Source organism: Photobacterium halotolerans DSM 18316 (assembly GCF_000425165.1).
Lineage (GTDB): Bacteria > Pseudomonadota > Gammaproteobacteria > Enterobacterales > Vibrionaceae > Photobacterium > Photobacterium halotolerans.
This window is the reverse complement of the sequence record NZ_KE384325.1, coordinates 14,919-41,868: the sequence shown is the minus strand read 5'-3', so window position 1 is coordinate 41,868 and position 26,950 is coordinate 14,919. Positions and strand designations below refer to the sequence as shown.

Below are 26,950 nucleotides of genomic sequence, written 5' to 3'. Positions count from 1 at the left end.
TTGCCATGTGGACGGTATACAGCTTTACCAGTGCTTCCATTCTGGCTTCCATCATTTTTTCACTGCTGCTGTTTTTGTCTATCGACGACAATCCGGTGATGCAGATCCTCTTTGGCGGCCTGGCCGTTATTTTCGAACTGGGTAAATTCTTCGCCTGGTATGAATTTGGTGAACGCCGCGCCAGACGCAGCTACTCAGGGGCCGCCTGCGCGTTGGCTTTTTACTCTGTGCTGGCGGCGATTTCCATCGGCGGTTCGGTCGGCGGCATTCAAAGTGCCACCAATCAGGCTCAAAGCCATGTCACTGTGCAGCAGAGCAAAATCAACGCTTATAACATGCAGATTGACGCCATTGAAAAGCAGATCGATCTGAACAATGAGGCGGCGCAGAAATACATCAAGATGGAGCGTATCGCCACGGGTGTCACCCGTATTCAACGTGAGAACAGCAAGCTGCGCGAGCAGCAGCAAGCGCTGGCAATGGAGCGGGACAACCTGCCTGTGGTCAGCCAGGGCTCAGTGCTGGGTTTGATTGATGGCCTGGCCAAAACCCTCAAAGTCAGCAATGAAGCAGCGCAACTCGGGCTGGTGATCTTCCTCTCTGTCCTGCTGGATTTCTTTGCCGCTTTCTTTGTCGGATTGATCGGTGAAGAGCTGCGTTTTCGTCAGCAATTTAACCAGCGCCACGCCATTTATGTCTCAGACACGACTGTCAGGCAATCTGCTGCAGGTTCCAACCCGCCAGGACCTGAAAATACCCCAGAGATCGACCATGCAGGCGCAGCCAGTATGGCAACCCTGGCCATTGAAGCGGCCCGTGAATCTCAGTCTGCAAGCGCTGAAGAGAAGGCAGCTCAGTCACCTTATGATCGCGTGGTAGATGCCCTGGCCTCTGGTTCCGTCAGCTGCTCAAAGCGGGCCATTATACGGGCGCTGAAGCTCTCGGCGGATGACGTCGATGAGGTGTTCCACCGCATGATGGGTGAAGGCCTGGTCAGTAAGAAACCGAACCACCATTTCCAGTGGCACGGGCTACAGGCTCAGACGGACACTGACGGTCAGCAGGGCTAGGGCTTAAACAGGGTTTCCAGCAGAAAAGGTTCATCAAAATGACGCTTGCCGATAAACGCGGTCGCATGATGGCCCAGTTGACGCTGAGTCCCCGGCGATTTAACCCCGAGCGGCCAGAGATAAAACCGCTCTGCGCGCACACTGGCCGGTAACATAGCCTGCTGGTTAAAAAGGCTCTTATTATGGCTTGTGGCGGCAGGCAGGCTACGCAACTGATCATAGGGTTGTTCGGTCAGTGAACGTGTGCGGACATCATGCCGTAACCATTGCACGTCTTTCACCATATGCTCGCCAAAGGACAAGGTCACTCCCAGCGTATCTGTCTGATGCCCGGCATAGACTTGCAGGGTGACAGGCCATTCCGTTTTGTGGTCCGGCGGCGCAAAAGTGAGTGCCGGTGACAGGGCAAACACCATGTGATAACAGCCGCAATGATGAATACTGTCCAGAATGTAAGGCTGCCCGTCAGCATCCAGCGTAAGCCGGATCAGTACGCCATCAAACTGACCCGCATACGGATCAAACCCTGAGCGCGCAGTTCGGTTGGCAAACCACAACGTGTAGTTCAGTTGCATCAGGGTTTGTCCATAAAAGCGGGTATAGCTGACATGGGTATAGAGGGTCGGCTGCTGGGAAACGACTTCTGGCTGGCTGGCGGTGACGTACTTCACCTGACCGGGAAAGTCATCCCGCGAGCGGGTTTCGATCTGAAAAACCGGCGCGTAATAGCTAAGCAGACTTTGCTGCTGCTCTGTGCTTAGCTGTGGCCATGACCGTGCCGACCGCTCCCTTGCCTGACGAAACCACTCCTGTATCTGCAAGCGGTCAAGGGATGCCCTGTCATCAGGCGCATACCGGATCGCATAACCCTCGACAGGTTGGATAAAGTGACTGATCAGACGCCGCTTTTCCTTATCGATTGAGGGTCTGGCAAAATGTTGTGTGACCGGGTACAGCCCCAGCACCCGTTGCCAGGTGGCGTAGCCAGATGGCAGCTCAGGTGGTTCAGCGATTAACGCCGACCACAGCGCGGGCTGATACAGACTGCGGCTGACCAGTTTCTCTGCACACAGATCGAGCGGCTTTAGCGCATAAGCGGTGTTATCCGGCAGGTTCTGATATTCCGCCTGCCGCTGTACGGCGGCCTGATGTGCCACATATTCCAGCCATTGGCGTTTGCTTTCACGGTCAGTCAGCTCAGGTAACCAGGATAGACTGAAGCGGTCGAACGCCAGGTGCGGAAATCTCGGGTCCCATACCAGCTGCGCATCCTGTACGCCCTGTTGCTGAACGGTACGCTTAAATTCAGTGAGCAGATCAACACAATCGGCTTGTGATCCTGTGTAAATTTGCTGCTGGGCCGGAATGGAATCCGGGATCGGCTCGGGCAGAGATGTACAGGCTGTCACCAACAGGAAAGCCCACAGAGTCAGCAAACGCATCATATCCCCTTCTCCTGATGATCCCGGTGACGATAAATAACTGAACCCGGCTCCTGTAAGTGAAGCAGATAAACGTCAGGTCTGGTGTCTGCCGGCAATGTCAGTGAGTCAAAACGATGCGAAACCGGGCACGTTATGTAAAAATCACCACCGCCATAGGCGGTGGTTTAGGGGTGACAACAAAAAAGCCCGCACCTGGCCGTGCGGGCTTGTTCATATTCTTATAAATAAGCGAGTAACGTTAAGCGTTATCCGGTACCTGAATCACACCGCGGCGGATCTGATCCAGTTCAATCGATTCAAACAGCGCCTGGAAATTACCTTCGCCAAAGCCTTCATTGCCTTTACGCTGGATAATTTCAAAGAACACAGGGCCAATCACGGTATCGGTGAAGATTTGCAGCAGAATGCCGGTTTCATCACCATCAATCAGGATTTTCAGATCTTTCAGTTTCGCCAGATCCTCCTGATGACCGGGAATCCGCTTGTTCACCCCTTCATAATAAGTATCTGGGGTATCCATGAAAGCCAGACCGTTCTTTTTCAGCCGTGACACCGTCTCGAAAATATTGTCCGTGCTCAAAGCGATATGCTGAATGCCTTCACCATTGTATTGATCCAGATACTCTGCAATCTGTGATTTATCGTCGCTGGATTCATTGATTGGAATACGGATTTTGCCGCATGGTGCTGTCATGGCGCGAGACAGCAGGCCTGTCACTTTACCTTTGATGTCAAAATGGCGGATTTCGCGGAAATTGGCAATGCGCTCATAAAAACCAGCCCACAGATCCATGTTCCCTTGCTTCACGTTGTGAGTCAGATGATCCAGGGTATGTAAACCGGCATCCTGGTCAGCCAGGCGCTCCTGATAATCCGGGTAGTAGTCGAAGTCGATCTCATAGATATCGTGCTCACCATAGCGATCAACCAGATAGATCAGAGATTCACCGATACCGTACACAGCCGGAATGTTCAGCTCCATCGGACCGGCCTGAGCAGGACAGGCTGTCGCGCCGTTTTCCACCGCGTGTTCCAGAGCCAGCGTCGAGTCTTTCACCCGAAATGCCATCGCGTTAACGCTCGCACCGTGGACACCGGCAAAACCGGCAGCCTGAGAATGCTGTTCACCGTTAACGATAAAGTTAATATCACCCTGGCGGTATAACCAGACTGATTTATGTTTATGCTTGGCAACTTCAGCAAAGCCCATCAGCCGGAACAGGTTTTTGAGATTGGCAATACCCTCTGGCGTCGGTGCGGTATACTCAACAAACTCGAAGCCGTCCGTGCCCATAGGATTTTTCATCATTTCACTCATCCGTATATCCTCACATATTGGTTACTTAGCTGACGCCTGTTCAGCGATTCCTTACCTATAGAATTAGCACCACAGAGAGGGGTTGAGAAGCCAGTTGTAAAACTAAGGTTAACGCAATGTAAAATCAGTTTGTAAAGCCTGCTTGCCAACCATTTGCGCTCAATGAGCACCCCATCCATTACAGGCAATGAGAACAGCGTAAGAACCTGAGACACCATGAAATCAAGCCATTTCATAAAATTGAAAAATAGTGTAGAAAGCTTTACATAGGCGTATGCGCTGGAGTACTGCTCTGAGGTTGTTGCCGAAATAGCTACGCAAGAGAAGCAACGCCCCTTCGCGGTAAATCACACCCGGCGAGACCGGATTAACAGCTTTGCCGGGATTCGAAAGATAAACAGCCCCTGACTATGGTTACGGAGGAGGTCATTGTAATGAGCGTAAATAAAAGGGATAAACTGCGTTTACCGCAGCGGAAAAAAGCGTCAGTTGCCCTGAAAAAAGACAGCGCAATTTACTTACCAACCTATCATTTTCTGAAAAGCGAATTTCAGCATGCCCGCCGCCACGAGCCTGGGCTGATCCGCGACGACGATACAGAATTTCTGCACCAGTACCGCGTGTCACTCCGGCGCTGTCGTGCCTTGCTCAGCCTGCTCAGTGCCATTTTCCTGCCGCAGCAAAAACAGATGATTCAGAATGCGCTGAAAACCCTGATGCAGAAAACCAATGAACTGCGGGATCTGGATGTGTATTTAGGCAACATGGAACCCTATTTCGATGCGCTGGATCACGAGTATCATCAGGGACTGATCCTGTTCTTTAACGACCTGCAGGACAGACGGATAGTGTTGCAAAAACAAATCAAAGAATGGCTGAAATCTGCAGACTACCAGCAACAATGTGCCCAGATAATCGGTTTACTGGATGAACTGAACGTGAAACCAACAGAAGCAGGGAAAAAGCCCTGCCTGCCGTTTGCAAAAAAATGTATCTGGAAGCACTTCAACAAAACGCAGAGTGTCTGTCAGTCCATCGGTTACGCCAACCCGGACGAACACATTCACGAGCTCAGGATTTCCTGCAAAAAGCTCCGCTATCTTCTGGAGTATTTTGCCCCGATTTTTCCGCGCAAAGTCATGAAAGATCACATCAAGCAGCTGAAAGCGCTGCAGGATTCCCTTGGTTACTTTAATGACAGTGCGGTACAGATTGATTTTCTCAATCAGTATCTTGAGCAGCAAAAGCCAGGTTCGAAACGCCATAATGCAATCTCGCGTTTACTGACATTCAGCCAAAAGCAGCATGCCGATCATAAAATCAGCGTGATTGATCATGTCAATCAATATGCCTTTGCTGCTCCTCAAAAATCTTTTGAAAAGATCTATAAACCCTGAGCAGGGCACTGAGCGGGAGATTTTTGCGGCATCATGCACATTTCACAAAAGCTTCATTAAACAGCAATACAGGCTGAGAGCCCAATCACGCTTTATTTTCAGCGCTTTGCTATTAATTAATGAAACATAAATGAAAGGAAGTGCGTATGAAAACAATCAGAACAATAACACTGGCTCTCTCCTCCCTGTTTGCACTGTCTTTAACACCCCAGGCTGCAGCGGCCGATGCGCAACAAGCCTTCATGAACGACTGTCTTCGCACTTATCAGAATGAGTCCCTGTGCCTGGGTTACGCCCTGGGTGTTTTTAACACCATCTCAGCCATTCAATGCAGCCAGCCAGAGCAGCACCCCGTTCATTCCTTAACCCAGTCCGGCCCCCTGCAGACGGAAGGTGCAAAGCGCGTTCGCCTGTCGATTGAAGCCATGCAACCGGCACTGAGCAAAATCAGCGACTGCCGGGCCAATGCGCCCGCTTCAAGCTGAGCAGATAGCCTTTAGCTGGTCAAAGAGCCTGTAGCGAATCAGAAAGCCCTCAGCTAATCAGAGCCTTGAGCGAATCATAGAGTCATGCCAGCCTGTCCTGCGACTGGCCGGCATGCATTGCTCACAACAGACTGACGCGATCTTAGTCTCAGCCTCTGTCTCAGATATCTGCGTTGATGGCAGCTTTAATATCCGCTTCCAGCGCCTCTGGCTTGGTCAGCGGTGCGTAACGTTTAATCGGCCGGCCATCCCGGCCAATCAGAAACTTAGTAAAGTTCCATTTGATATTTTTTCCCAGCAGTCCGGGTAAGGCGTCAGTCAGATAGACAAACAGCGGATGGCTGGCCGCTCCTTTGACATCCACCTTTTCAAACATAGGAAAATCAACACCATAGTTGATTTCGCAAAACTCGCTGATGGCTTCACTGTTACCCGGTTCCTGCTGACCAAACTGGTTGCAGGGAAAACCGAGTATCACCAGGCCCTGCTCACGGTATGTCTGATAGAGCGACTGCAGACCCTGATATTGCGGCGTAAAGCCGCATTTGCTGGCAGTATTCACCACCAACACGACTTTCCCTTTGTAAGTGCTCAATGGCAGTACCTCGCCTTGCAGGCTGGTAACTGAAAAATCATAAAATGCCGCCATAACTCTGTTCCTTACCTGTCATACAATCATGTATTCATGTGGCCAGTTTATCAGGCACCGCTGTTCAACTGGGAATTGTGCTTCAAAACCGTATACTGGCCCCCAACAACATCTGCAACCTTCACTGCCGGGAGCCGCCGTGTCTTCATTTAGCCAGCAACTGACCACTATGGGCCTCAGAAGTTTAGACTTTAACCAGGCTGAAGCCGCAAGCTTAGACGCCCTGCTCAGCCAGCTCGATACAGAATTTTCCTCACTGCAGCAGCAACGGCCAAACAGTAAAGGCGACGATCTTTTACTGGGGCTGATGACCAAAACGCATTTATCTGCGCTTGAGCAATATCAGACGACAGAGAGCCAAAGTCATGCAATGAATGATCTGTTCGTACAGCAACTTGGCCAGGAACATGCGGCACGCTTTGAGAACCAGCATCATGGTCATTTTCTGCTGGTCACACGCCTGTGGATGCTGGTACTCGGTTATCAGCAGATCGATCTCAGCTATGCCGCCGATCATGCGCAGTCCAGCGCTAGCCTGCTGTTTCCGGATGACGCCACAGGGCCGAGCCACAGCCGCGCTGAGCAAACCCGGCGCCGCTTAATGCAAGCGTATTATCAAGGCAAAGCATCAGCCCGCCACACTGCGAGAAACGCAGAGCAGAATAAGCCCTCCGTCAGTTTCGTAAACTCACTCAGAGACTGGTTCCAGCGTATATTTGATCGGTGAGACTGAAAACAGACAATAACCCCCAAACAACCAGGAACACCGCTGAGACAAAAAAGTGAAAATACCACAATTAAATCATGTTAAATCATAAATCTAACTGGCCAGCTGTGTTTTTCATGGCTTTGCGAATAGAAAAGTTATCCACCTAATATTTTGACAGGATTAATGTTTAACATTTTGCTATACATTTTTTACAAAAGTGATCGTTGCGCGTTTTTTAATCACCCCTATAATACCGCCTACGCTTTAACCAAGTATGTTGTTCCTTTAAAACTCCTGCAGTAAAGATGCCCGGAGCGGAAAACCGCCAGGGTCTTTAACGCAGTTTGAGTTGATTTATTTCCCCCGCCTGTCATGCCTTTGACAGGCGTTTTTTTTATCTGTTTTACAGTATCGGATGGAGCTGAACAGACAGATAATGCTCCAGGCGCTCCTGCAACTGCGCTTTTTCTTCATCCGGCAAAAAGCTGGCCCTGATAGCGTTGGCGGTAAATAAAGCCATTTCTTCTTTTGTTACCTCAAACGCCTCGGTTACAGCCAGAAAATTGTCCGTCATGTAACCCCCAAAATAAGCCGGATCATCGGAATTGATCGTCACGCACACGCCTTTGCGCAGCAGCTCAATGATGTTGTGATCCGCCATGTGATCAAACACCCTGAGTTTAACGTTCGACAAGGGACAAACAGTCAAAGGCATCTGATTGCGGATCAATTCATCCACCAGTGCCGGATCCTGGCTACATTGCACGCCATGATCGATTCGGGACACCCGCAGCAGCGATATCGCATCACGAATATGACTGGCAGGCCCCTCTTCGCCGGCGTGAGCGACAGTCAAAAACCCGGCCTCATGCGCTTTTTCAAACACACGGCGGAATTTTTCCGGCGGATGACCATTCTCAGAAGAATCCAGGCCAACACCAATAATGTATTCCTGATACGACATCGCCTGGGCCAGAGTTTCAAACGCCGCATCCTCACTGAGATGGCGCAGAAAGCACATAATGAGCCGGCTTGATATTGATAACTGCTGCTCCCCGTCGGCCAGTGCCCGGGTAATACCGGCCATCACGGTCTGAAATGTCACGCCGCGCTCAGTATGGGTTTGCGGATCAAAAAAGAGTTCAGTGTGCATGACATGATCTTTTTTACAATGCAGCAGATACGCCCAGGTGAGATCGTAAAAGTCCTGTTCAGTCTGCAGGACAGCCGCACCGAGATAATACATATCCAGAAAAGACTGAAGATCATCAAACTGATATGCGGCCCGGGCTTCTTCAACACTGGCATAGGGCAAAGGGATCTGGTTGCGTTGCGCCAGTTCAAACATCAGTTCTGGCTCTAATGTCCCTTCAATATGGACATGCAGTTCAACTTTCGGCAGGGTTCGGATGAAGCTTTCCATAGCACTGACCTCTTAAACGCTCTACACAGGTAATTTGGAGATATTGTTTAAAGTGTAGATTGCAAAATCAGTAAGATGGAGAAGAGGGGGGAGATTTTCCCTGCCGGTGTGACGCAATGACCAGCAGGGAAAGCTGCGGTTTATTTCTGTTTTGGACGGAACACCTTGATCACGCTTTCATCGTTTTCCAGATAAGGGCCTTCCATCAGATCAATACAATACGGGATGGCCGGAAATACCGCGTCCAGACATTCTCGGATAGACTTAGGCTTGCCGGGAAGATTTACGATCAGTGTATCGTCGCGCAGTCCTGCGGTCTGACGCGACAAAATAGCGGTTGGCACAAACTTGAGTGACTCGGCACGCATCAGCTCACCAAAGCCAGGCATCATGCGATCGCACACAGCTTCTGTCGCTTCCGGGGTCACATCCCGTTTTGCCGGGCCTGTTCCGCCGGTTGTGACTATCAGGCAGCATTCTTCTTCATCAGCCATGCGAATTAAGGTGGACTCAATGACATCACGCTCATCAGGAATCACTTCGTAGACAGGTTCCCACGGCGAGGTCAGGTACGCTTTCAGCGTATCAATGATTGCCTGCCCGGAAAGGTCTTCATACACACCCGCACTCGCCCTGTCACTGACGGTGACAATCCCAATCTTCGCTGTTGTCATTTTTTCTCCTCAGGCCATTGCCTTGTCATTGCGAACTGCCACACCACGTGGCAAACAGGGGCCGCTTATCTGTTTGCAATCACAACCTGTCGTCATCACAGCTGTCTGACATTACGACTGTATTTAATCACATACAGATAAACGGCCCCTGTGCTAGTGTAAGCAATCTTGGCCGTTCGGAAAACCTTTAGGGTAAGTCAAACACCAGAGCTGTGACCGAAACATCGCCCTGATTGGATACAATCAGCTCAGGCCGATGATCCACCTTCAGTCCGTCCCCCGGTGATAAGATCTCCCCTTCCACCGCCAGCTGACCTTTGATCTGATGCAAATAGAACCGGCGTCCGGCCTGCTGTGTCAGCGCCAGAGATTCACCCGCCGGTAATATCAGCTGGCTGAGCCGGGCATCCTGCTTAATTGACAAAGTGCCGTTCTCACCGTCTGGCGTGATCACAGGGGTCAAGCCTTCACGCTGACCAAAGTTTTTCTGCTGATAACCCGGCTCGCCACCCAGTTGATCCGGCTGAATCCAGATTTGCAGAAATTTCAGTGTGTCTTGCTGCGAGGCATTGAACTCGCTGTGATATATCCCTTTACCGGCCGACATCAGCTGAAATTCACCCGCGGGCAAACGCTTGATGTTACCTGCACTGTCTTTATGGGCAATTTCGCCTTCCAGCACATAGCTGATAATTTCCATGTCTTTATGACCATGGGTATCAAACCCGGCACCGGCGCGGACGGTATCATCATTGATCACCCGCAGCGCCGAATAGCCCATATGCTCGGGATCGTAATAATGACCGAACGAGAAGGTGTGACGACTGTCAAGCCATCCGAACGAAGCTCTTCCACGATCTGCAGCACGTCTGATTTCCAGCATAATGTCACCTCTTAAATGATGTCGATAAAGGAATATGTCAGGGTAAACGTGTCCTTAGCGAACACGTTTTGCCAGCAGTGAGTCAGCCGACAATTTGCCTGCCCCGGAGAAAACCAGTGATACCGCGATAGCCAACAGAGACAGACCAAACTCGTAGCCGCCGTTAGACATAAACAGTCCATTCGGTAAGTGAACGCTCACAATAGCCACAATCATAGTGATTGCCAGCACCAAGGCTGCCGGACGTGTCAGTAAACCGATCAGGATAAACAGGCCGCCGAAGAACTCACCGCTACCGGCCAGAAACGCCATCAGCATGCCAGGCTCCAGACCAATCGATGCCATCCACTGACCCGTGCCTTCCAGGCCATGACCACCGAAGGCACCAAAGAGTTTTTGTGCACCATGGGCCATGAAAATGATACCGGCAGGCACACGCAGCGCCAGAGGGGCAACACTGTCTGAAGACGTTAACAGGCGTTTAATAAAAGAAGTATTCATAAGGGTTTCCTCAAAAAAGTTGAACAAAAATAGGTATTCAAAGTTGTTATCGTTAAAAGTGACAGAAGCTGTACTGACTGCTCACGCACGGGTCTCAGCCCTGTCTTCCTCGATTGAGAGCAAGTGTAGTGGCAGTCACAGCCAAACAACACTGGTTGAAATTGAGTAACTAATTCGAATAAATCGAACAATAGAATAATTTGCTGCCTGAATAGAAAAATTACAGACAAAAATCAGGGGCTATGACACTATGAACCACTTGATAGTTCAAAGGAAAATCAAAGACATGGAGTTGTCTCACGTACGCCGTTTTTCAGCACCTATCTGGGCTGTGTTAATCGGTACTCTGCTGACCCGCGCCTCTTTTTTTATGGTCTGGCCCTATATGGCCGTGATGCTGCACCGGAAATTTGGTCTGTCTGAAATTGAAATCGGCACCATAATGAGTCTGGCGGCACTCGGCGGCGCTGTTGTCGCCCTGTATGTGGGCTACCTGTCTGATAAGCTTGGCCGGAAAAATTTACTGATCATCAGCTGTCTGGCCCATGTTGCGACGTTTGTCATTCTGGCCGAGGCAGATCAAAGCTGGTTGTACGCTGCCGGGGCGCTGATGGCGGGCATCAGCCGAGCTATGCTGGAGCCGCCGGCACGGGCGATGATTTCGGACTTATTGCCTGAGATCCCTGTTCGGGAAATGGCACACCAGGTGCGTTATTACTGCATCAATCTGGGTGCGGCTTTCGGGCCGTTAGTGGGCTTACAGCTTGGCTTTACCGGTGAGCAATCCTCTTTTTATCTGGTGGCGCTGGCTTACCTGATCTACAGCGTGTGTTTTATTCTGGCATTCTGGCAGATCCGCAACACCCCGCAGCCACCCAAAAACGAGCAGAATTTCAGCCAGACCCTGAAAGTATTAGCGCGAGACAAGGCATTCATGGTGCTGATTCTGGCCAACACCCTGGTGATGTACGCTTACCTGCATCAGGAAACCTCGCTGGTACAGTATCTCAATGGTCTGGGCGATAAAGTCATCGCACTGTACACCAGCATGATTTTTGTCAATGCCAGTGTGATTGTGCTGCTGCAATTTCCACTGCTGAAACTGCTCAGTGGCTGGTCGCTGTATCGCCGTGTGTATCTGGGCGTTGCTCTGTTTGCCAGCGCCTTTGTGCTGTATGCCAGTTTCCCGCTTGATGCTCCTGAGTGGTACTGGCTGCTGGCCACCTTCGTGCTGAGCCTGGGTGAAGTGATTCTGTTCCCGACGTTTAATCTGCTGATTGACAGAGCGGCACCGGATCATCTGCGCGGCGCGTATTTCGGGGCAGGGAATCTGGCGTCTATCGGCGTGAGTTTATCGCCATTGGCTGGCGGTATTCTTTTGTCGTTATACGGCGGTCCGGCGCTGTTCCTGTCCACCGCCTGTGTGCTGGTTGTGGCGGGTTATTTATACCGCTGCTCTGCCCGTTTGCAACAGCAAAACAGCGAACCGGTACCAGCCACTCAACCCTAGTGACTGGTACCGGCAGCGCGCTTTCGATACCCGTTACTTCACCCAAACCTGCTTGGCATTCACAAACTCGTGAATGCCTTGCGGTCCCAGCTCCCGCCCGTAACCCGAGCGTTTAATACCGCCGCTCGGCAGGCGAGGATCTGTTTTCACAATACCGTTCACGGCGATCTGACCCGCCTGCAGCTCACGAATGAAACGCTGCGCCTGTGCCGGGTTAGCCGTCCAGACCCCGGCCCCCAGTCCGTACGCAGTATCGTTAGCCAGCCGCAGAGCATGTTCGGCATCGTCCGCTTTGACCAGCACCATCACAGGGCCAAAGGTTTCTTCACGAAACGCGCACATCTCTGGTGTTACGTCCGCCAGCAAGGTCACCGGGTAAAAATACCCTAGCCCAGCTTCTGGTTGCCCGCCCATCAGGCACCGTGCGCCGGCCTCTATCGTTGCCTGCACCTGACGATGCAGGTTCTGGCGCAGATCATCACGGGCCAGCGGCCCGACATCCGTGTCCGGTGAAGCGGGATCACCGACTCTCAGCAGCGTCAGCCGTCTTTCCACCAGTTGGGTAAAGATGTCATACACAGGCGCTTCAACAATTATCCGTTTGGCAGCAATGCAGGACTGACCGGCGTTGATAATGCGTGACAGTGTCGCGACATCAGCGGCCGTTTCCAAATCAGCATCAGCCAGTACCACCAGAGGATCGGAGCCGCCCAGTTCCAGCACTGCCGGTTTGATCTCACTGGCTGCGGTCGCGGCGACCTTCGCACCCGCGCGGTCCGAGCCGGTAAACGAAACTGCTGCAATGTCGGGATGGCGAATCGCCTGCTCGGCAAGTTCATTGCCAACCGGCAGGTTGACCATGATATTGGCGGGCGCCCCTGCCAGCGCAAACATTTCGGCGATCGCGCGGGCACAACCCGGCACATGCGGATCGTGCTTCATCACGCAGGTGTTCCCGGCCATCAGCGCCGGCGCCAGAAACCGGAACGCCAGCCACAACGGCGCATTCCAGGGCAAAATGCCTAACACTGTGCCTAAGGGCTGATAGCAGACATAACTGTGGCTGGCATCAGAGGGCAGGCTTTGATCTGCCAGGTAGGACTCAGCATGCTCGGCATAATGCTCCGCACACCAGGCCGCTTTTTCCACTTCGGGACCGGCTTCCTTCACCGGTTTACCCATTTCCAGTGTCATCAGTTCGCCTAAACGGGTTTTATGCTCCCTCAACTGCTCTGCGACGCGCCGCAATACCTCACCGCGCGCGGCAAAGGTTAAGCGCTGCCAGTCAGCTTGCGCGGCTCTCGCCGCTTTTATCTGGCTGGCCAGCGCATCGGCATTCAGCGTCGGGTATTCTTCAATCAGTGTGCCATTGGCCGGATTGATTGCTGTTAATGACATATCTCCCCCTTGCTCGGCTATCCGTTAGCCTGCTGCTGTTTGCCTTTGCGGGCTTTATCTATGGATGTCGCTTTGTCAGGCGACACGCTGGCTGTGACGGCTTCAGGCTTGGCCGATTTGCCCTGTTCAGGTAAGACTGTGAAGTCTTTCGGCAGCGTGAAAAAAGAGTCGCAGCCATCTGGCGTGATAACAATGGTATCGGAAATCCCACAGGTTTTGTCGCCATCCACTCCCCACATCCAGGGAATGATGTGGAACGTCATGCCCTCTTGCAGCACGGTCGACTCACCTTGTTTCAGGCTGACAATATACCCTTCGTCCCAGCTGGGCGGGAAAGCGATACCGATGGAATAGCCGGAGCGGGTGATCAGCCTGGCCCCCACATCATTGTGAGAAATGATATTGCGGATCAGGTTATCGGCATCCGACACCGTCATCCCGGGCTGGATATAGGCATGCAGCGATTGCAGCGCCAGCTTCATGGTTTCCTGCGCCTTGTGCATGGAATCGGTCAGTTCGCCCAGAATTACAGTGCGCATCATGGCGGTGTGATAGCGACGGTAGCAGCCGGCCACTTCGAGAAACACGTGCTCGCCCGGTTGCACTACCCGCCCTTCCCAGGTCGCATGACCTATCATGGTTCTGGGGCCGGATGTCACGTATGGCATCACAGCAGGGGGCTCCCCGCCCGCCTTGAACATCGCCGAGCTGATGGCCGCGCCGATTTCGTTTTCTGTCACTCCGGCCTGACAGGCCGCAATACCGGCTTTCATACCGGCTTCGGTGGCAACCGCCGCCCTGCGCATCAGTTCGATTTCGACCGGAGATTTGCAGATCCGTCCCTGTTCGACAATGCCGAAGCAGTCGAGCAGTTTTGCTTCGGTCAGCGTGGTGTGTATGGTGTCCTGCTGATAGGCCGGAAAGAAGTAGCTGTTTCTTTCGTAGCCGATGCGTTTTCGCGACAGACCAAATTCCCGCAACGCATCCACCAGCATCTGAATCGCATCACCGGTATCGGGATAGGGCCGGGTCCGCTCAATCCAGGTACGGGCAAAAATGTTCGACTCTTCCATCGCCCGGGTGATCATGAAGGGCTCGTCTTCCAGCGGCACAACCAGCGCCTGAAAGAAAGAATAGCCGGTTGTCTGGTAATCGGTCAGGTACATGATGTTTTCCGGATCGGTGATCACCACCGCATCCAACTGGCGCTGGGCAATACGCTGTCGCAACTCGCCCAGACGTCGCTCATATTCCTCAAAAGGAAAGGTCATATCGTCGCGTTTTTTCATACCGCCTCCCGAAGCACGTTTTGCGTTACTTCCACCAGAATGGCCAGCCCTGACTGCAAGTCCGCCTCCGGCGTTGTCAGTGGCGGGATCAGCTTAATCACCCGGCCGCCGCTGCCGCAGGCCGAGACCAGCAGCCCTGCTTCGAAACAGCGCCCGACAATGGTTTTCGCCAGTTCACCAAGACCCACATCGACACCATACAACATACCTTTGCCGCGAACGTCCACCCCGGCCAGATCTGCCAGCGGCGCCAGTGCCGCGTGCATCATCTCGCCTTTTTGCTGCACCTCTTCCATCAGGTGGCTGTCTTCGAAATAACTCAACGCTTCACAGCCCGCCACAAAGGACAGACACTGCCCGCGGAAAGTACCCGTGTGCTCACCCGGCGACCAGTGCTTATCCAGCTCGGGTTTCACCAGGTTCATCGCAATCGGGGTGCCCATGCCACCCAGCCCTTTCGCCAGACAAACGATATCAGGGTCGATGCCATAATCATCGAAACTGAAAAACGAGCCGGTTCGCCCCATTCCGGCCTGAATATCATCGACAATCAGCAATGCACCGACCGATTTCGCCAGCGATGCCAGCCGCTGCAGCCAGGCTTTATCGGCAATATTCACGCCCCCTTCGGCCTGCACCACTTCGACCATAAACGCCGCCGGTGGCGTGACGCCGCTTGAACCGTCCTGATAGCTGGCTTCCAGCAGTTCCAGCGCCTGCAAGGCTTGCTCTGCTGCTTTGCCTTGGGCACCGAAAGCCGTATGTGACACATGGGTCAGCGGCACACCCGCCGCGCCCCGGAAATACTGATTCGCGGTACAGGCCAGTGCGCCTAAGGTCATGCCATGAAAACCGTGCTGAAAGGCGACAACCTCATGCCGCCCTGTGACCCGCCGTGCCAGTTTCAGCGCCGCCTCAACGGCATTGGTGCCGGTTGGCCCCATAAACTGCATTTTGTGAGGCATGTTGCGCGGCTCAAGAATGACGTGATGAAACCGCTCCATAAACCGGCGTTTCGCGCTGGTATGCATGTCCAGACTGTGTGTCACCCCATTGCGCTGGAGATAGTCGATCACCGCCTGTTTCATGCGTTCGTTGTTATGTCCAAAGTTCAACACCCCTGCACCGGCAAAAAAGTCGATGTACTCTTTACCCTGCTCATCTGTCTGCCTGGCATTGAAAGCCGTATCAAAAACGACTGGGTAGACCCGGCAGTAAGCCCGGATTTCGGATTCGCGCTGTTCAAAAATGCTCATCGTACATCTCCTTGTGCTTTAAAATCTCTGGTGTGAACAGGGCTGTTGCGCTGTGCTGATTCGCTCAGTCAGCCTTCAACAGCCCTTTGATTTTTTTAACCCTCTCTACCCTGTGTAGTTCGGTAATGGCGCTCCCGCAAGCCGGGCATACCAGCGAACGACTTTTTCGAGCAGTCGATCATTAAAATCGTAGTGTGGACTGTGGCAGGGATGCTGATGGACAGGCTCGCCGTCATCGGCTCCGATCAGGGCAAACGCCCCGGGCAACTGCTGCAGATAATAGCTGAAATCTTCCGAGGCCATCACAGGCAGGGAAATGGCATGATCAAGCTGTTGCCCCTGATCTGCCAGCCAGGCAGTACGGGCTTTTTCGGCCTGTCTGGCATGATTAATCGTGGCACTGTAACGCGGCTGGATCGCCACCTCGCAGTCCACGCCATAACTCATGGCAGTATGATGGCTGATCTCTTCGATCAGCTGATTGATTCGGGTTTTGGTTTGATCGTCAGGCACCCGGATACTGCCACTCAGCACCGCCTGCTGTGGGATCACCGTCAGACCACTGGCGGCTTCTATCGAGGTTACACTGACAACGGCGGCATGCTGAGGCGGTAAGCGGCGGCTGATAATCTGCTGTAAATTGAGGGTAATCGCCGACGCCGCCAGCACAGGATCGGCACAGAGCTCCGGCTGGCTGGCATGGCCGCCGCGTCCTTTTACCGTAATGGAAAACGTGGCGTTACCGCACATCACCAGATGATCCGGGCAGATCATCTTACCGAACGGGATCGCCGGCCAGTTGTGCCAGCCGTAAATTTCATCCACCCCTTCAAGCGCCCCGTCAGCAATCATTTCCCGCGCACCGTGCCCGCCTTCTTCCGCGGGCTGAAACAGAAAAGTGACAGGGCCGGGCAGCGTTTCTTCATGCTGTTTCAGCCAGGCGACCGTTGCCATCAGCGCCGCCGTATGGCCATCATGACCGCAGGCATGCATACAGCCCTGCTGCTGTGATGACCAGGTACGGCCGCTGTCTTCATGAATCGGTAAAGCATCGATGTCACCCCGCAGGGCAATGTGGCGACCGTCAGGATTACCTGACGCAATATGCGCCAGCGTGCCGGTTTGCGCGCAAGGTCGCCAGTCGATACCCATTGCGGTCAGGCGATCACGAATGGCGGCGGCCGTGTGGTGCTCCTGCCATCCCAGCTCAGGATGGCGGTGTAAATCCTGCCGAAAGGTTTTAGCCGTCGACAGGTTCTTTTGCCAGAAGTCGGACATAGGGGTTCCTGCTAGAATACTGAAAAGACCAAAACAAATTTTATTTATTATTTCGGCACTTACCAGCAAGCCTAGTCAGAAAGAGTCGGTTTCTCAATGTTGATGACTCTGTGTGATGATCCTGGACTGCGCACAGGCTTCACACAGCGACGCCCTGTACAGACGGTCTGGTTTCACCGCGCAGAATTGTAAGCCTATTCACAATCTGCTCACGCCATGCTGCACAGAGCACGATTTAGATATCGTGTTGGCCGGCAGTCTGGGACACTATGTGCCATAGCAAAATTTCACTGAACAGCGATCGACAACAGATCGGGAGAACAGGAATGACTCAGGAGTTGTATATCGGTGTCATGTCAGGCACCAGCATGGACGGCGTAGACACGGCGTTAGTCTCTTTTGACGGTGACCAGATTCAATTGCTGGCCCATGATGATTATCCCATGCCGGATCTGCTCAAACAGCGTCTGCTCAATGTCTGCCTCGGCCAGCAAACCACGCTGGTTGAAATCGGCGAGCTGGACCATCTGCTGGGTCATTTGTTTGCCGATGCCGTCAATGCCCTGCTGGAAAAATCCGGTTACCGGGCCGGTCAGATCCGCGCTATCGGCAATCATGGTCAGACTGTATATCACCAGCCCTTGGGCGATGCGCCGTTCACGCTGCAACTTGGCGATGCCAATATCATCGCCGCGAAAACCGGCATCGAAACTGTCGCGGATTTTCGCCGCAAAGACATGGCGCTGGGCGGACAGGGCGCGCCGCTGGTCCCGGCTTTCCACAAGATCATTTTCCAGTCGACCGATTCCAGCGTGGTGGTGCTGAACATAGGCGGGATTGCCAATATTTCCGTGATTCGCCCCAATGAAAAGGTGCTCGGTTTCGATACCGGGCCGGGAAATATGCTGATGGATGCCTGGTGCGAGCGGCATACCGGCCACAAGTTCGACCGCAACGGCGACCTGGCCCGACAGGGCAAAGTGGACGAGGCGTTACTGAACCGCTTGCTCAGCGAGCCCTATCTGGCGCAACCTGCCCCCAAAAGTACCGGCCGTGAGCTGTTTAATCTGCCCTGGCTTGACGCCAAACTGGTCAATAGCGCTGTCAGTGCGCCAGATGTGCAACGCACCCTGTGTGAATTCACCGCTGCGACCATTGCCAGAGAAGTCGGACGCTTTAAAACCGGCCCGGCTCCCCAGTTACTGGTGTGCGGCGGCGGTACGCGAAACCCTGTACTGATGGCGCGCCTGTCGGCCCTGCTGAGCGACTGGCAGGTCGCACCGACCAGCGATTATGGCGTCGACAGCGATTACATGGAAGCCATGGCCTTTGCCTGGCTGGCGCAGCGCCGCATTCATGGTCTGCCGAGCAATTTACCGGAAGTGACAGGCGCCAGCCGGACCGCATCACTGGGTGTGCTCTATTTCGCTTAATATGTTGTTTATTTTGAGTATTTCAAAAAGGGGCTGCGCACTATGGCGGCCCCTTTCATTCAGTCAAAAAGAAAATACAGCAGATTCAGAACCGCCAGTGCGATGATCGGCCACAACGTCAGTTGCATACCCAATATCCGCCCTTTCAGGCTGTCGGCTAAGATGCCACGGCCATGAATCACCCGCCCGGCACTAAACAGCAGACCGATAATCACTATCAGCCAGCCAGCACCGCCGTTATCTTCGAGCAGAAACAGCAAGATCAGGGTAATTGGGATGTAATTCACCGCATTTGACTGCGCTGAACAAGCCAGTTGCAGATCTTTTGCTTCGCTTCCCCCGTCGCCGTAACCAATCTGATGCCGCCTGCGCGCCTTAATCACCTGCATGGATAACCAGCACAGCCACAATGCCAGCACGGCTGCAAAAAAACTTGTTGTCATACTCTGAACGCTCCCTGTTATTCTGCAAAATTTTCATAATCTTACACCATGATTGCCATTTTGCCTCATTGCTAAGCCTGTCCATTCTTATTCTCGCGACACCCATTTTCTCCGGCGTTTATGAAGGTCTAGCTGGACAACACTAAGCTAACAGTCAGAAAGCAATAAAAAGCGGTTCTGTGCTGATACAGATCCGCGACACCTTCTTCTTGACCGCGGAGCGCGGTGCGTTTGACTTAGGGGCTGAACATGATGAACAGATCATGGGAGTGCGCGTGTGGGCTGATTGGTATCAGCCTGCTGGCTGGCTGTGGTGGTGATGCCAAACAGCCTGTCGCGCCGGTAAAAACCATACCTTCCTATACCATTACTGCCATTGACGGGTATCTGCAAAGCGCACGGGCCTGGGTGGATGTGGGGCAGAATTTCCGCTTTGAATCCGGCGATCGCCAGGGGACAACCAACGCGTCGGGCCAGGCATCAATTGCCCTGAACGGACTGGAAAACCCGTCGCAATATGCTTCTTTCGTACTGGCGATTGCCGGACAGACGATAGATCTGGACAATCCGGATACGCCGATCAGCAAAGGGTTTTTGATGTCCGCCCCGATCGGCTACACCACAGTCACTCCTCTCACCAGTATTGTGCATCTCTACATGTTTGAAGGACTGGCCGAGTCGACGGCGATTTCTGCCACCGCGCAGTCGCTGGGTATCGGTGCCGGTCAGGTGATGGGCGATTATATCGCCAATGGCCTGGACGATATCGCAGTCAAAGCACGGGCCATAGTACGCCTGGGCATACTGCTCAAACAGGAAGTGAGCAGTGAAGACGAGCTCGCCGTCCCGCTGGCTGAATTTCGCCGTTTACGAGATGTCTTAAAGCAGCTGGATACCCATCATCACCTGGTGTTTGATGCCCATGACCGCGTCGTGCTCGACGGCAATAACCTGCCAATCGTGGTGGATGATACGGCGCTGAAAACCGACAGCGACGGCGACGGCGTCATAGATGCCGCAGATCCCTTCCCGAACGATCCCAATGAAAACGCCGATTTCGATTACGACGGTCTTGGCGATAACCTCGACCCGGATGACGACAATGACGGCCTGACCGATGTGCAGGAAGAGATGCTCAAGACTGACCCGTTCAATCCCGACACCGACGGTGACGGTGTGAAAGACAGTGAAGATGCATTCCCGACAGATAAAAACGAAACCGTCGATACCGACGGCGATGGTATCGGTGACAATGCCGATCCTGACAATGATAACGATGGCGTCAGCGATGAGTACGATGAAGATCCGCAGGATCCCACCAAACTTAGTTGCCAGTTTGATGCCGTTATTTCCAACTCGTTCGAGCTGGACGCCAACACAATGCACAACATCATCCTGCAATGTGGCGGCTACCTGCCGCTGGGCAGTAACGATGTCAAAGCGCTGACCGCACTGCGACGTAACCGCGTGATGGAAAGCGGTACCAGCTACGGCAGCCAGTCAGAGTCCGGTTCCACCGAAGCCTATGAGTTTGCAGACAACGGCACAGCCGTGCGTTATCTGAACGGCGTCGCGGCCGGGAACTACACCTGGAGCATTACCGGCAGCAACGACAAAGACGGGTTCGCCTCCGGCATGATCAAGCTGTTCAACAGCAATGGCGATGCCGAAGTCTGGGCGATGCTCAACAAAACCGGCGAGCAAAACCTGTTTATCGTCTTCTCGCAATACGCCAGCAACGGCGACAACATCATAGATACCCAAGCCCTGTGGCAGATGCGCAGCCTGGATTACCGTCAGTCCGGCGATCCTGTCCCTGTCAGCAGCGCGACCCTGTCGCCCTGCACAACGGGTGACTCCGTGATGAGTGATAATAACGCCCCTACAGTGGCCGCCACCCAAGCCCAGTTTGATACGGCCGTTGAGACGTGCAAACAAAGCACCTCCGGAGGTGAGCTCACCGTGACGGTTGATCGCCTGGCCAGCCAGTCCTTCCTGTGGGGCAAACCGGGGGAAAACCTGAGCAGCCGCTACACCTTCCTGACCAGCAGTGGCGACAATCAGGGCTTCGGCTATCGTCTGACGGGCGAAAAAGCAGAGAGCTATCAATGGGAGATCGATAATAACCTGCTGGTCATTCAGGGCCGTGATATCCCTAATGCTACTAACTGGGCGCAGAGCTTTTCTCTGCTGGCGGAAGCTGAGGCCAACGGTGAAACCGGCTGGAAAGTCTTTACGGCGAATGAGCAGTGGGTCAAGGACAATACGCCGGAGGGAATTACCGATCAACAAGGTGCGATCAGTTCCGGTTCACTGGTGCAAAGTGCCCTGCCCGGCCGTTTACTGACCCAGTGTGATGACTTCGACACCGGCTGGAATGACAGCACGCAAAGCCCGACCGACAACGGCGCGACACCAGCCGACTATGATCAGGCCATCGCAAGCTGCGGCTCGCCCTGGACGGCGACACCTCTGACCTTTACCAGCAACCTGCTGAGCACTGCTCTGCTGACGCTGGATAACGGCCACAGCATGGCATTCAGCGGTGTACCGGTCAGCAATGCAGACGGTCTGCTCTCCGGTAACGGTACCTATAGTGTGCCGGGTCAAGAGCAACCAGTAACAGAAGCCTTCAGCTGGGTGATCAATGCCAAAGGGCAATTAGTGATCCACTTTACCGACAGCGATAAAACCATGACCTGGCAGTTGCAGGATAGCGATGGCCTGAGCTTCTCAGCCCTGGGCTTTCTGGAAAATCCGGACTGGCAGCTGAACCCGGATCATGGCGTTATTCAGCAAACCCGCTTTACGGTATCCCGGATGATGTAAAGCGTTACCGGCAATAACAAAAACAATAACTAACGAGAAAAACAGGTGGTGAAATTTGCCACCTGTTAGTTTTTTCGGCTAACACTAATATCAATACGCTGAGGTGCTGTGAAACGAATCAGCGCCAACCCGCATACAGCCTGTACTGCAGACCTTGATGCATATTGGCACGACTATTGATTAGATAATGTCACTTTCCACAAACCGGATGTGATGATTCGATGAAACCGACCCTGAAAAAAGTGATTCTTCCTGCCGCCCTGGCTGGTATTGCGCTGTATACCGGCATCATAAATTTCAGCTTTGCCGACGAGCAGACACGCACAGAATCTGTCCGTGCATTCAATAAGCTGTCTGTCGAAAAAGGCCTTGAGGTTAACGTGCATTGCAGCGACAGCAATTATCTTGAAGCCACAGGTCAGGCTGCCGCCTTGGATAAGCTGACGGTGACTGAAAAGCAGGACACCCTGCAGATCAGCAATCGCTCGGGTGACGATGGGGAGAGCATTGAACCGCTGACTGTACATATTTACACGTCACAGCCCCTTCAGCGCCTGGACGCCAGATATGGCATCGACGCTACCGTGGACGGCTGCGCTCTCGCCAGCGACAGTTTCGCAGCCATCGGCAAAATGGGCAGCAAACTGGTGCTGAGCGGCAGCACAGAAACGCTGACGCTGGATCTGGCCATGGGTGCCACACTCGATCACGCCGACCAGCCTCTGCTCGTCAACCAGGCCACGGTTGAACTCGGTATGGGGGCCAGCGCCAGCCTGTGCCATGCCAAATCGGTCTCGGGCAGGCAGTCTGCCGGCACCAAACTGTCGGTTTCACCCGACACTCAAACCCGTATCAACAGTAGTTATGGGACGGCGCTGGTGTTTGATGAGTGTTGAGGGGGGTCAATAATTCATGTTGAACACACTGGGAGATCTGAGGTATGTCGCGCTTGAGTTTGGTGGTTCATTTGGCATCTCAGTACGCGCGCCAGGTACTCTTTGTTGGTGCAAAGAGTACCCAGAAAGCCCCTTTGTGTTCTTTGGTATTGGCCGGGCCGGTTGCAGGCGCTCCCGGCGCCGACAACCTGAAAATTCGTCCTGAATTTTCTCCCTTGGGAAGTGGAATACTTGGGTTTATAGCTCGTTATTAGACAAAAACGATCTTAGGCATATTTACGCTACCGACGTCGTTATCGCGCAGGCAGGAATTCAGAAAACGAGTGCAATTTCTAAGGGGTTACTGGTTTGTCGCGCTTGAGTTCGGGGCTTCTCTCAGCATCTTTGTATGCGCGCCAGTGACTCTTTGCTGGCACAAGAGTACCCAGAAAGCCCCTTTGTGTTCTTTGATGTTGGCCGGGCCGGTTGCAGGCGCTCCCGGCGCCGACAACCTGAAAATTCGTCCTGAATTTTCCCCTGGAGAGTGGGAAACTTGGGTTTAAAACATGTTATTGGACAAAACCACGTTAGCCCTTAACAGAAAAATAATGGTAAAACTGATCAAAATAGCCCCTATGATATTCCTCATCATAGGAGCTAGGTTCAGTTAGAGAACACGCTTCATCTGCGCATAATCACCGTTAGTTCTGAGAATAACCATGACTGTTTTGTCGTTACGGTTACGGAAGAACCAACCATGATTACCAGTGAAAGCTGCCACTAACTCACCTTGATCACTAGGTACACCGCGCCCTTTCTCATAGCTGACTGAGTTACCATTGCCGTCACCATGCGTATCATAATTGACTGGACCACCTTTAGAGATCCATTCAAAGTTGGCAGTCTGACCTTTTTCCATGACAAGCTTCACTTCAGCACCTTCACCTGGCTTCAGAGTCAGCATGATTTTGTCTTTCCACACGGGCTCCACAGGTTCAACCTGTACAGGGTCTGGCAATGTCTTGAGGCTAGAAACAGGCGCAGTCTCAACGACTTTTGCGACCATATCCGCTTCATTATTTGCCAGATCGTCTTCAGCTTCTTGAGCTAATTGAGCCTTAATCTCCCCCATCTCTGTTAACCCCAGCGCTCGCCCCATCCCTGTTGGGTCAATGGCGTACTCGGCAGGTAAAATCACCATAACGAGCAACACGATGGCGGTTCCTAACGCAATAAAGGTCGAACGGACAAGTTGTTTGGTTGTCGGTAGCTCGGCGCGAGCTGGTATATTTGTGTTATACATGATTAATTCCTTTTTCTATTCACTGAGCGACAACGTAGCCCGTTAGTTGATAGCCAATAAGCATGAAACCCAAGCTCATCATAACAACATTGACTGAGTAGGCTTGACGATAAAAACGGGTATGTCGCCGCCAGAAGCCCATCACAATCAAAATGGTGCCAAGCGCAATCAATTGCCCAATTTCCACACCAATGTTGAACGCTAATAGATTAGGAATTAATCCGTCAGGAGAAATGTCATATTCAATGATTTTTGACGATAACCCAAAGCCATGACAAAACCCAAACAGCAAAGTTGCAAGTTTGGTATTGGGCTGTACGCCAAACCACCGTTGAAATGCCCCTAAATTATCCATTGCCTTATAGACCACAGACAATCCGATAATGGCATCAATGATGTAGCTGTTAATGCCCATATTGAAGTACACACCAAGCAGCATGGTGGACGAATGTCCGAGCGCAAAAAGGCTCACATACAACGCGATGTGTTTCATTTTGTAGAGGAAGAAAATCACGCCAAATAAAAACAGGATATGATCGTATCCTGTCACCATGTGCTTCGCACCTAGATACATAAACGCAATGATATTGGTGCCTGTGATTTCTTGGATATAACCTTTGTCACCCTGTGCCACGGCATGAGCAAAAACGTCAGTGCTCATCACCATGAGTAAGGCAAGGATAAGATAAAGCATCCCCTTGCGAAGCGACGTCGCCAAATCAATAGGCAACGTACTCACCTCGCGTAAAGAGAGTAAGTTCATAGTAACTCCATTATTTGTTGAATCTTCTCTAGCCGCAGGTTAGTTGCGGCAGTTATCAAGCAAACAACAACCTTCTTGGAGGACGCTCTATTTTGAAGGGTTTACGAATAGGTGTTCCGCTGGCTTGTGTGCCATAGGTTGAAATCATCACTCTCGTAAAGACAGCATGATTCGCAGCTTTTAATGTCGCGCTGTCATACGTGTGATTGTGATTACTCGCATCATGTTGAAAGGAGTACTCATCATCGACAGCATGAGGATGACTCGGTAAGTGAGTATGCCCACTATCAATTGAAGATACCGCAAACAGACTGTGAGAACGAAATTCGCCTATAGCAGAAGAAGTCATACCTAATGCGACGATAAGTAGCATGATCAAACTAATACATTGTGTTAGTGCTTTAGAAACCATACACCATCGCCGACATTTGGATGAATCATTGAGAGATACAAAAAACCAAACTGTTATATTATAACAAAACTAAGATATCAACCGCCATTTGTTAAATTATGTAAGCTCTATTCCAAACTCTTTAACCACCAAGGCTACGATAAAAAAGCAGGTGATTGAAATAATGGCGCAAATACCCAGCGAGAACCAAAACGAGTATCGATTTAACAAGAAAGGAAAGATCAGAAACATCGGCAGCGTCGGCAACACATACCAAAATGTGTAGTAAGCATGGTTGGCGAGCTTTTCCTGACCCTGGCCTTCAATATACATCCAAATCAAAGCCAAAATAGTGACAGTAGGCAGCGCCGCAATCAGCGCTCCCGCTTTGTCACTTCTTTTCGCGACTTCAGATATCAAAACCACAATTCCTGCGGTCAGTACATATTTCGTTATAATCCATAACATTAGACAGCCACCCTTAGCTAAAGCGAGAGAAAAGTCATGATTACAAAAAGCTTAGCTCATTAGTGCTGTGTATCCGTGCATACCCATATACAAGCCTACCGCACTAATCAAAACACCTGATAGGTAAAGTGCCCGGCGAGCAACATCATTCAACCCACTCCATTTAGATGTGGCTTTCTGCACACCCACTGCCGCTACAACGCCAACCGCAACCAGAGTAAGAGCCAGACCGGCACTGAATGATACAACCAAGGTCGCACCAAGCGTCATCGCCTTGAGCTGTAAGCAAATCAGCAGAACTGTTACAGCAGCAGGACATGGAATTAACCCACCTGTTAAACCAAAAAGCAGTATTTGCCCGTTAGTCACGTCTCTATTCTCAAAGCGCTTTTGAATATCTAAAGCATGCGCGCGTTCATGAGCATCCTGGTATTCTTTGTTCTCTTTTCCTGAGTGTGAATCCGGATGAAAACTCACTTCAAAATCATGAGTATGATCATGGTGTCCGATAATCAGTGCGACAGAAAAGTCATCTGATGCCTCAATGCAGGAGGCTGATTCCAAATATCCATCACGTTCAACAAAATGATAAGTATCAGCAATTTGGGAGTTTTTACTCGGTACTAAAATCTTCACACCTTCAGCCGTTAAAGGCTTGCCGTTGAGTGTTCGTAATTGGAAACGGTGATGAAGCCCTTCTTCTACGATAGAGAGCGAAACATGTCCATGTCCTGTATCGACAACTTGAGTTGTCCATTCATGAGCATGACTATGGGCTTTATGCCAAGCACGCTCATCGCCCCACGTTCGCCAAAACATCCATAAACCTGTCGCTGTGATAATGATCCCTGAGATGAGTTGCATCCACGGTTCAGCAGCTTCAGCCGTGAATTTCTGGCTGATATACATCCCGCCAACAGCAATTAACCACACAATAGCAGTGTGAGAAAGTGTGGCGGCTAACCCCAACATCACCGCCTGTTTGACCGTCCCTTTAACTGCAACAATAAAAGCCGCCATCATCGTTTTCGAGTGTCCTGGCTCTAAGCCATGCAAAGCACCTAGTAAGATAGCACTGGGAATAAAGAACCATCCGTTACCTTGTTGTAGTAGTGCAACAAAATCCATTGCTGTTCTCTGTTGTTATTTCACATTTGACA

Annotated in this window: 25 protein-coding genes; 8 read left to right on the top strand and 17 right to left on the bottom strand. The window is 52.1% G+C overall.

Annotated features, from left to right (window positions below; all coding sequences use genetic code 11):
- Positions 1 to 5: 5 nt before the first annotated feature.
- Positions 6 to 1,070, top strand: coding sequence for a bZIP transcription factor (locus tag H511_RS23880; RefSeq protein WP_036760176.1), 1,065 nt, complete (start codon positions 6 to 8; stop codon positions 1,068 to 1,070).
- Here the strand turns inward: H511_RS23880 and H511_RS0121310 are convergent.
- Positions 1,067 to 2,515 (bottom strand): hypothetical protein, encoded by a 1,449-nt coding sequence (locus H511_RS0121310; RefSeq protein WP_027254171.1) that lies wholly within the window; start codon positions 2,513 to 2,515, stop codon positions 1,067 to 1,069. The two genes, H511_RS23880 and H511_RS0121310, sit on opposite strands and share 4 nt — an antisense overlap.
- Positions 2,516 to 2,753: 238 nt before the next feature.
- Entirely contained in the window at positions 2,754 to 3,833 is a 1,080-nt protein-coding gene (gene hppD, locus H511_RS0121305; RefSeq protein WP_027254170.1) for a 4-hydroxyphenylpyruvate dioxygenase, read from the bottom strand.
- Between the two features lie 434 nt (positions 3,834 to 4,267).
- Between hppD and H511_RS0121300 the strand changes: the two genes are divergently transcribed.
- Entirely contained in the window at positions 4,268 to 5,230 is a 963-nt protein-coding gene (locus H511_RS0121300) for a CHAD domain-containing protein (RefSeq protein ID WP_027254169.1), read from the top strand.
- A 146-nt stretch (positions 5,231 to 5,376) separates the two neighbouring features.
- On the top strand, positions 5,377 to 5,715 hold the full coding sequence (locus H511_RS0121295; RefSeq protein ID WP_027254168.1) for a hypothetical protein: 339 nt from the start codon (positions 5,377 to 5,379) through the stop codon (positions 5,713 to 5,715).
- A gap of 160 nt (positions 5,716 to 5,875) precedes the next feature.
- Here the strand turns inward: H511_RS0121295 and H511_RS0121290 are convergent, their stop codons facing one another.
- Positions 5,876 to 6,364 carry a glutathione peroxidase gene (locus tag H511_RS0121290; protein ID WP_027254167.1) on the bottom strand — a complete coding sequence of 163 codons (489 nt, stop codon included), beginning with the start codon at positions 6,362 to 6,364 and terminating at the stop codon, positions 5,876 to 5,878.
- 139 nt (positions 6,365 to 6,503) lie between these two features.
- Here H511_RS0121290 and H511_RS24225 point away from each other — a divergent pair, with 139 nt between their 5' ends.
- Positions 6,504 to 7,091 carry a hypothetical protein gene (locus tag H511_RS24225; RefSeq protein WP_155804980.1) on the top strand — a complete coding sequence of 196 codons (588 nt, stop codon included), beginning with the start codon at positions 6,504 to 6,506 and terminating at the stop codon, positions 7,089 to 7,091.
- Between the two features lie 385 nt (positions 7,092 to 7,476).
- Here H511_RS24225 and H511_RS0121280 read toward each other — a convergent pair whose 3' ends face one another.
- From H511_RS0121280 to H511_RS0121265, 4 genes are all read right to left on the bottom strand, one after another.
- Positions 7,477 to 8,496, bottom strand: a complete 1,020-nt coding sequence (locus tag H511_RS0121280) for an adenosine deaminase (protein ID WP_027254166.1) — start codon at positions 8,494 to 8,496, stop codon at positions 7,477 to 7,479.
- A gap of 140 nt (positions 8,497 to 8,636) precedes the next feature.
- Positions 8,637 to 9,170, bottom strand: a complete 534-nt coding sequence (gene mog / locus H511_RS0121275; RefSeq protein ID WP_027254165.1) for a molybdopterin adenylyltransferase — start codon at positions 9,168 to 9,170, stop codon at positions 8,637 to 8,639.
- 187 nt (positions 9,171 to 9,357) lie between these two features.
- Complete coding sequence (locus H511_RS0121270) at positions 9,358 to 10,053, bottom strand: pirin family protein (RefSeq protein WP_027254164.1); 696 nt, start codon at positions 10,051 to 10,053, stop codon at positions 9,358 to 9,360.
- 54 nt (positions 10,054 to 10,107) lie between these two features.
- A complete protein-coding gene (locus tag H511_RS0121265; RefSeq protein WP_027254163.1) occupies positions 10,108 to 10,554 on the bottom strand; it encodes a DoxX family protein in 447 nt (148 codons plus the stop codon).
- Positions 10,555 to 10,840: 286 nt separating this feature from the next.
- Between H511_RS0121265 and H511_RS0121260 the strand changes: the two genes are divergently transcribed.
- Positions 10,841 to 12,064 (top strand): MDR family MFS transporter, encoded by a 1,224-nt coding sequence (locus tag H511_RS0121260; RefSeq protein WP_051288349.1) that lies wholly within the window; start codon positions 10,841 to 10,843, stop codon positions 12,062 to 12,064.
- A 33-nt stretch (positions 12,065 to 12,097) separates the two neighbouring features.
- Here the strand turns inward: H511_RS0121260 and H511_RS0121255 are convergent, their stop codons facing one another.
- The 4 genes from H511_RS0121255 to doeB2 form a co-directional block, all read right to left on the bottom strand.
- Complete coding sequence (locus H511_RS0121255; protein WP_027254161.1) at positions 12,098 to 13,462, bottom strand: NAD-dependent succinate-semialdehyde dehydrogenase; 1,365 nt, start codon at positions 13,460 to 13,462, stop codon at positions 12,098 to 12,100.
- Positions 13,463 to 13,479: 17 nt separating this feature from the next.
- Complete coding sequence (gene doeA, locus H511_RS0121250; RefSeq protein WP_027254160.1) at positions 13,480 to 14,751, bottom strand: ectoine hydrolase; 1,272 nt, start codon at positions 14,749 to 14,751, stop codon at positions 13,480 to 13,482.
- Positions 14,748 to 16,007 (bottom strand): aspartate aminotransferase family protein, encoded by a 1,260-nt coding sequence (locus H511_RS0121245; protein ID WP_027254159.1) that lies wholly within the window; start codon positions 16,005 to 16,007, stop codon positions 14,748 to 14,750. Before H511_RS0121245 ends, doeA begins: the two co-directional genes overlap by 4 nt.
- Before the next feature lie 105 nt (positions 16,008 to 16,112).
- On the bottom strand, positions 16,113 to 17,285 hold the full coding sequence (doeB2, locus tag H511_RS0121240) for a N(2)-acetyl-L-2,4-diaminobutanoate deacetylase DoeB2 (protein ID WP_027254158.1): 1,173 nt from the start codon (positions 17,283 to 17,285) through the stop codon (positions 16,113 to 16,115).
- Positions 17,286 to 17,611: 326 nt separating this feature from the next.
- Here doeB2 and H511_RS0121235 point away from each other — a divergent pair, with 326 nt between their 5' ends.
- Complete coding sequence (locus H511_RS0121235; RefSeq protein ID WP_027254157.1) at positions 17,612 to 18,718, top strand: anhydro-N-acetylmuramic acid kinase; 1,107 nt, start codon at positions 17,612 to 17,614, stop codon at positions 18,716 to 18,718.
- A 59-nt stretch (positions 18,719 to 18,777) separates the two neighbouring features.
- Here H511_RS0121235 and H511_RS0121230 read toward each other — a convergent pair whose 3' ends face one another.
- The gene (locus H511_RS0121230) at positions 18,778 to 19,161 is read right to left on the bottom strand and encodes an MAPEG family protein (protein WP_027254156.1); all 384 of its coding nucleotides are present in this window, start codon (positions 19,159 to 19,161) and stop codon (positions 18,778 to 18,780) included.
- 249 nt (positions 19,162 to 19,410) lie between these two features.
- Here H511_RS0121230 and H511_RS0121225 point away from each other — a divergent pair, with 249 nt between their 5' ends.
- Both H511_RS0121225 and H511_RS0121220 read left to right on the top strand, forming a co-directional pair.
- Entirely contained in the window at positions 19,411 to 21,990 is a 2,580-nt protein-coding gene (locus H511_RS0121225; RefSeq protein WP_027254155.1) for a hypothetical protein, read from the top strand.
- A gap of 221 nt (positions 21,991 to 22,211) precedes the next feature.
- Complete coding sequence (locus H511_RS0121220; RefSeq protein WP_027254154.1) at positions 22,212 to 22,886, top strand: GIN domain-containing protein; 675 nt, start codon at positions 22,212 to 22,214, stop codon at positions 22,884 to 22,886.
- A gap of 646 nt (positions 22,887 to 23,532) precedes the next feature.
- Here H511_RS0121220 and H511_RS0121210 read toward each other — a convergent pair.
- From H511_RS0121210 to H511_RS0121195, 5 genes are all read right to left on the bottom strand, one after another.
- Positions 23,533 to 24,168 (bottom strand): hypothetical protein, encoded by a 636-nt coding sequence (locus tag H511_RS0121210; protein ID WP_027254153.1) that lies wholly within the window; start codon positions 24,166 to 24,168, stop codon positions 23,533 to 23,535.
- Positions 24,169 to 24,187: 19 nt separating this feature from the next.
- Positions 24,188 to 24,931 (bottom strand): HupE/UreJ family protein, encoded by a 744-nt coding sequence (locus H511_RS0121205; protein ID WP_027254152.1) that lies wholly within the window; start codon positions 24,929 to 24,931, stop codon positions 24,188 to 24,190.
- A 55-nt stretch (positions 24,932 to 24,986) separates the two neighbouring features.
- Entirely contained in the window at positions 24,987 to 25,343 is a 357-nt protein-coding gene (locus H511_RS24730) for a hypothetical protein (protein WP_155804978.1), read from the bottom strand.
- Between the two features lie 96 nt (positions 25,344 to 25,439).
- Positions 25,440 to 25,790, bottom strand: coding sequence for a DUF3147 family protein (locus H511_RS0121200; protein WP_027254151.1), 351 nt, complete (start codon positions 25,788 to 25,790; stop codon positions 25,440 to 25,442).
- Between the two features lie 51 nt (positions 25,791 to 25,841).
- Entirely contained in the window at positions 25,842 to 26,918 is a 1,077-nt protein-coding gene (locus tag H511_RS0121195; RefSeq protein WP_027254150.1) for a nickel/cobalt efflux transporter, read from the bottom strand.
- Positions 26,919 to 26,950 lie beyond the last annotated feature (32 nt).

Excerpts from the sequence above, each read along its gene's own strand:
- H511_RS23880 (WP_036760176.1), top strand. The coding sequence starts at position 6 with ATGTGGACGGTATACAGCTTTACCAGTGCTTCCATTCTGGCTTCCATC.
- H511_RS0121310 (WP_027254171.1), bottom strand. The coding sequence starts at position 2,515 with ATGATGCGTTTGCTGACTCTGTGGGCTTTCCTGTTGGTGACAGCCTGT.
- hppD (WP_027254170.1), bottom strand. The coding sequence starts at position 3,833 with ATGAGTGAAATGATGAAAAATCCTATGGGCACGGACGGCTTCGAGTTT.
- H511_RS0121300 (WP_027254169.1), top strand. The coding sequence starts at position 4,268 with ATGAGCGTAAATAAAAGGGATAAACTGCGTTTACCGCAGCGGAAAAAA.
- H511_RS0121295 (WP_027254168.1), top strand. The coding sequence starts at position 5,377 with ATGAAAACAATCAGAACAATAACACTGGCTCTCTCCTCCCTGTTTGCA.
- H511_RS0121290 (WP_027254167.1), bottom strand. The coding sequence starts at position 6,364 with ATGGCGGCATTTTATGATTTTTCAGTTACCAGCCTGCAAGGCGAGGTA.
- H511_RS0121280 (WP_027254166.1), bottom strand. The coding sequence starts at position 8,496 with ATGGAAAGCTTCATCCGAACCCTGCCGAAAGTTGAACTGCATGTCCAT.
- mog (WP_027254165.1), bottom strand. The coding sequence starts at position 9,170 with ATGACAACAGCGAAGATTGGGATTGTCACCGTCAGTGACAGGGCGAGT.
- H511_RS0121270 (WP_027254164.1), bottom strand. The coding sequence starts at position 10,053 with ATGCTGGAAATCAGACGTGCTGCAGATCGTGGAAGAGCTTCGTTCGGA.
- H511_RS0121265 (WP_027254163.1), bottom strand. The coding sequence starts at position 10,554 with ATGAATACTTCTTTTATTAAACGCCTGTTAACGTCTTCAGACAGTGTT.
- H511_RS0121260 (WP_051288349.1), top strand. The coding sequence starts at position 10,841 with ATGGAGTTGTCTCACGTACGCCGTTTTTCAGCACCTATCTGGGCTGTG.
- H511_RS0121255 (WP_027254161.1), bottom strand. The coding sequence starts at position 13,462 with ATGTCATTAACAGCAATCAATCCGGCCAATGGCACACTGATTGAAGAA.
- doeA (WP_027254160.1), bottom strand. The coding sequence starts at position 14,751 with ATGAAAAAACGCGACGATATGACCTTTCCTTTTGAGGAATATGAGCGA.
- H511_RS0121245 (WP_027254159.1), bottom strand. The coding sequence starts at position 16,007 with ATGAGCATTTTTGAACAGCGCGAATCCGAAATCCGGGCTTACTGCCGG.
- doeB2 (WP_027254158.1), bottom strand. The coding sequence starts at position 17,285 with ATGTCCGACTTCTGGCAAAAGAACCTGTCGACGGCTAAAACCTTTCGG.
- H511_RS0121235 (WP_027254157.1), top strand. The coding sequence starts at position 17,612 with ATGACTCAGGAGTTGTATATCGGTGTCATGTCAGGCACCAGCATGGAC.
- H511_RS0121230 (WP_027254156.1), bottom strand. The coding sequence starts at position 19,161 with ATGACAACAAGTTTTTTTGCAGCCGTGCTGGCATTGTGGCTGTGCTGG.
- H511_RS0121225 (WP_027254155.1), top strand. The coding sequence starts at position 19,411 with ATGATGAACAGATCATGGGAGTGCGCGTGTGGGCTGATTGGTATCAGC.
- H511_RS0121220 (WP_027254154.1), top strand. The coding sequence starts at position 22,212 with ATGAAACCGACCCTGAAAAAAGTGATTCTTCCTGCCGCCCTGGCTGGT.
- H511_RS0121210 (WP_027254153.1), bottom strand. The coding sequence starts at position 24,168 with ATGTATAACACAAATATACCAGCTCGCGCCGAGCTACCGACAACCAAA.
- H511_RS0121205 (WP_027254152.1), bottom strand. The coding sequence starts at position 24,931 with ATGAACTTACTCTCTTTACGCGAGGTGAGTACGTTGCCTATTGATTTG.
- H511_RS24730 (WP_155804978.1), bottom strand. The coding sequence starts at position 25,343 with ATGGTTTCTAAAGCACTAACACAATGTATTAGTTTGATCATGCTACTT.
- H511_RS0121200 (WP_027254151.1), bottom strand. The coding sequence starts at position 25,790 with ATGTTATGGATTATAACGAAATATGTACTGACCGCAGGAATTGTGGTT.
- H511_RS0121195 (WP_027254150.1), bottom strand. The coding sequence starts at position 26,918 with ATGGATTTTGTTGCACTACTACAACAAGGTAACGGATGGTTCTTTATT.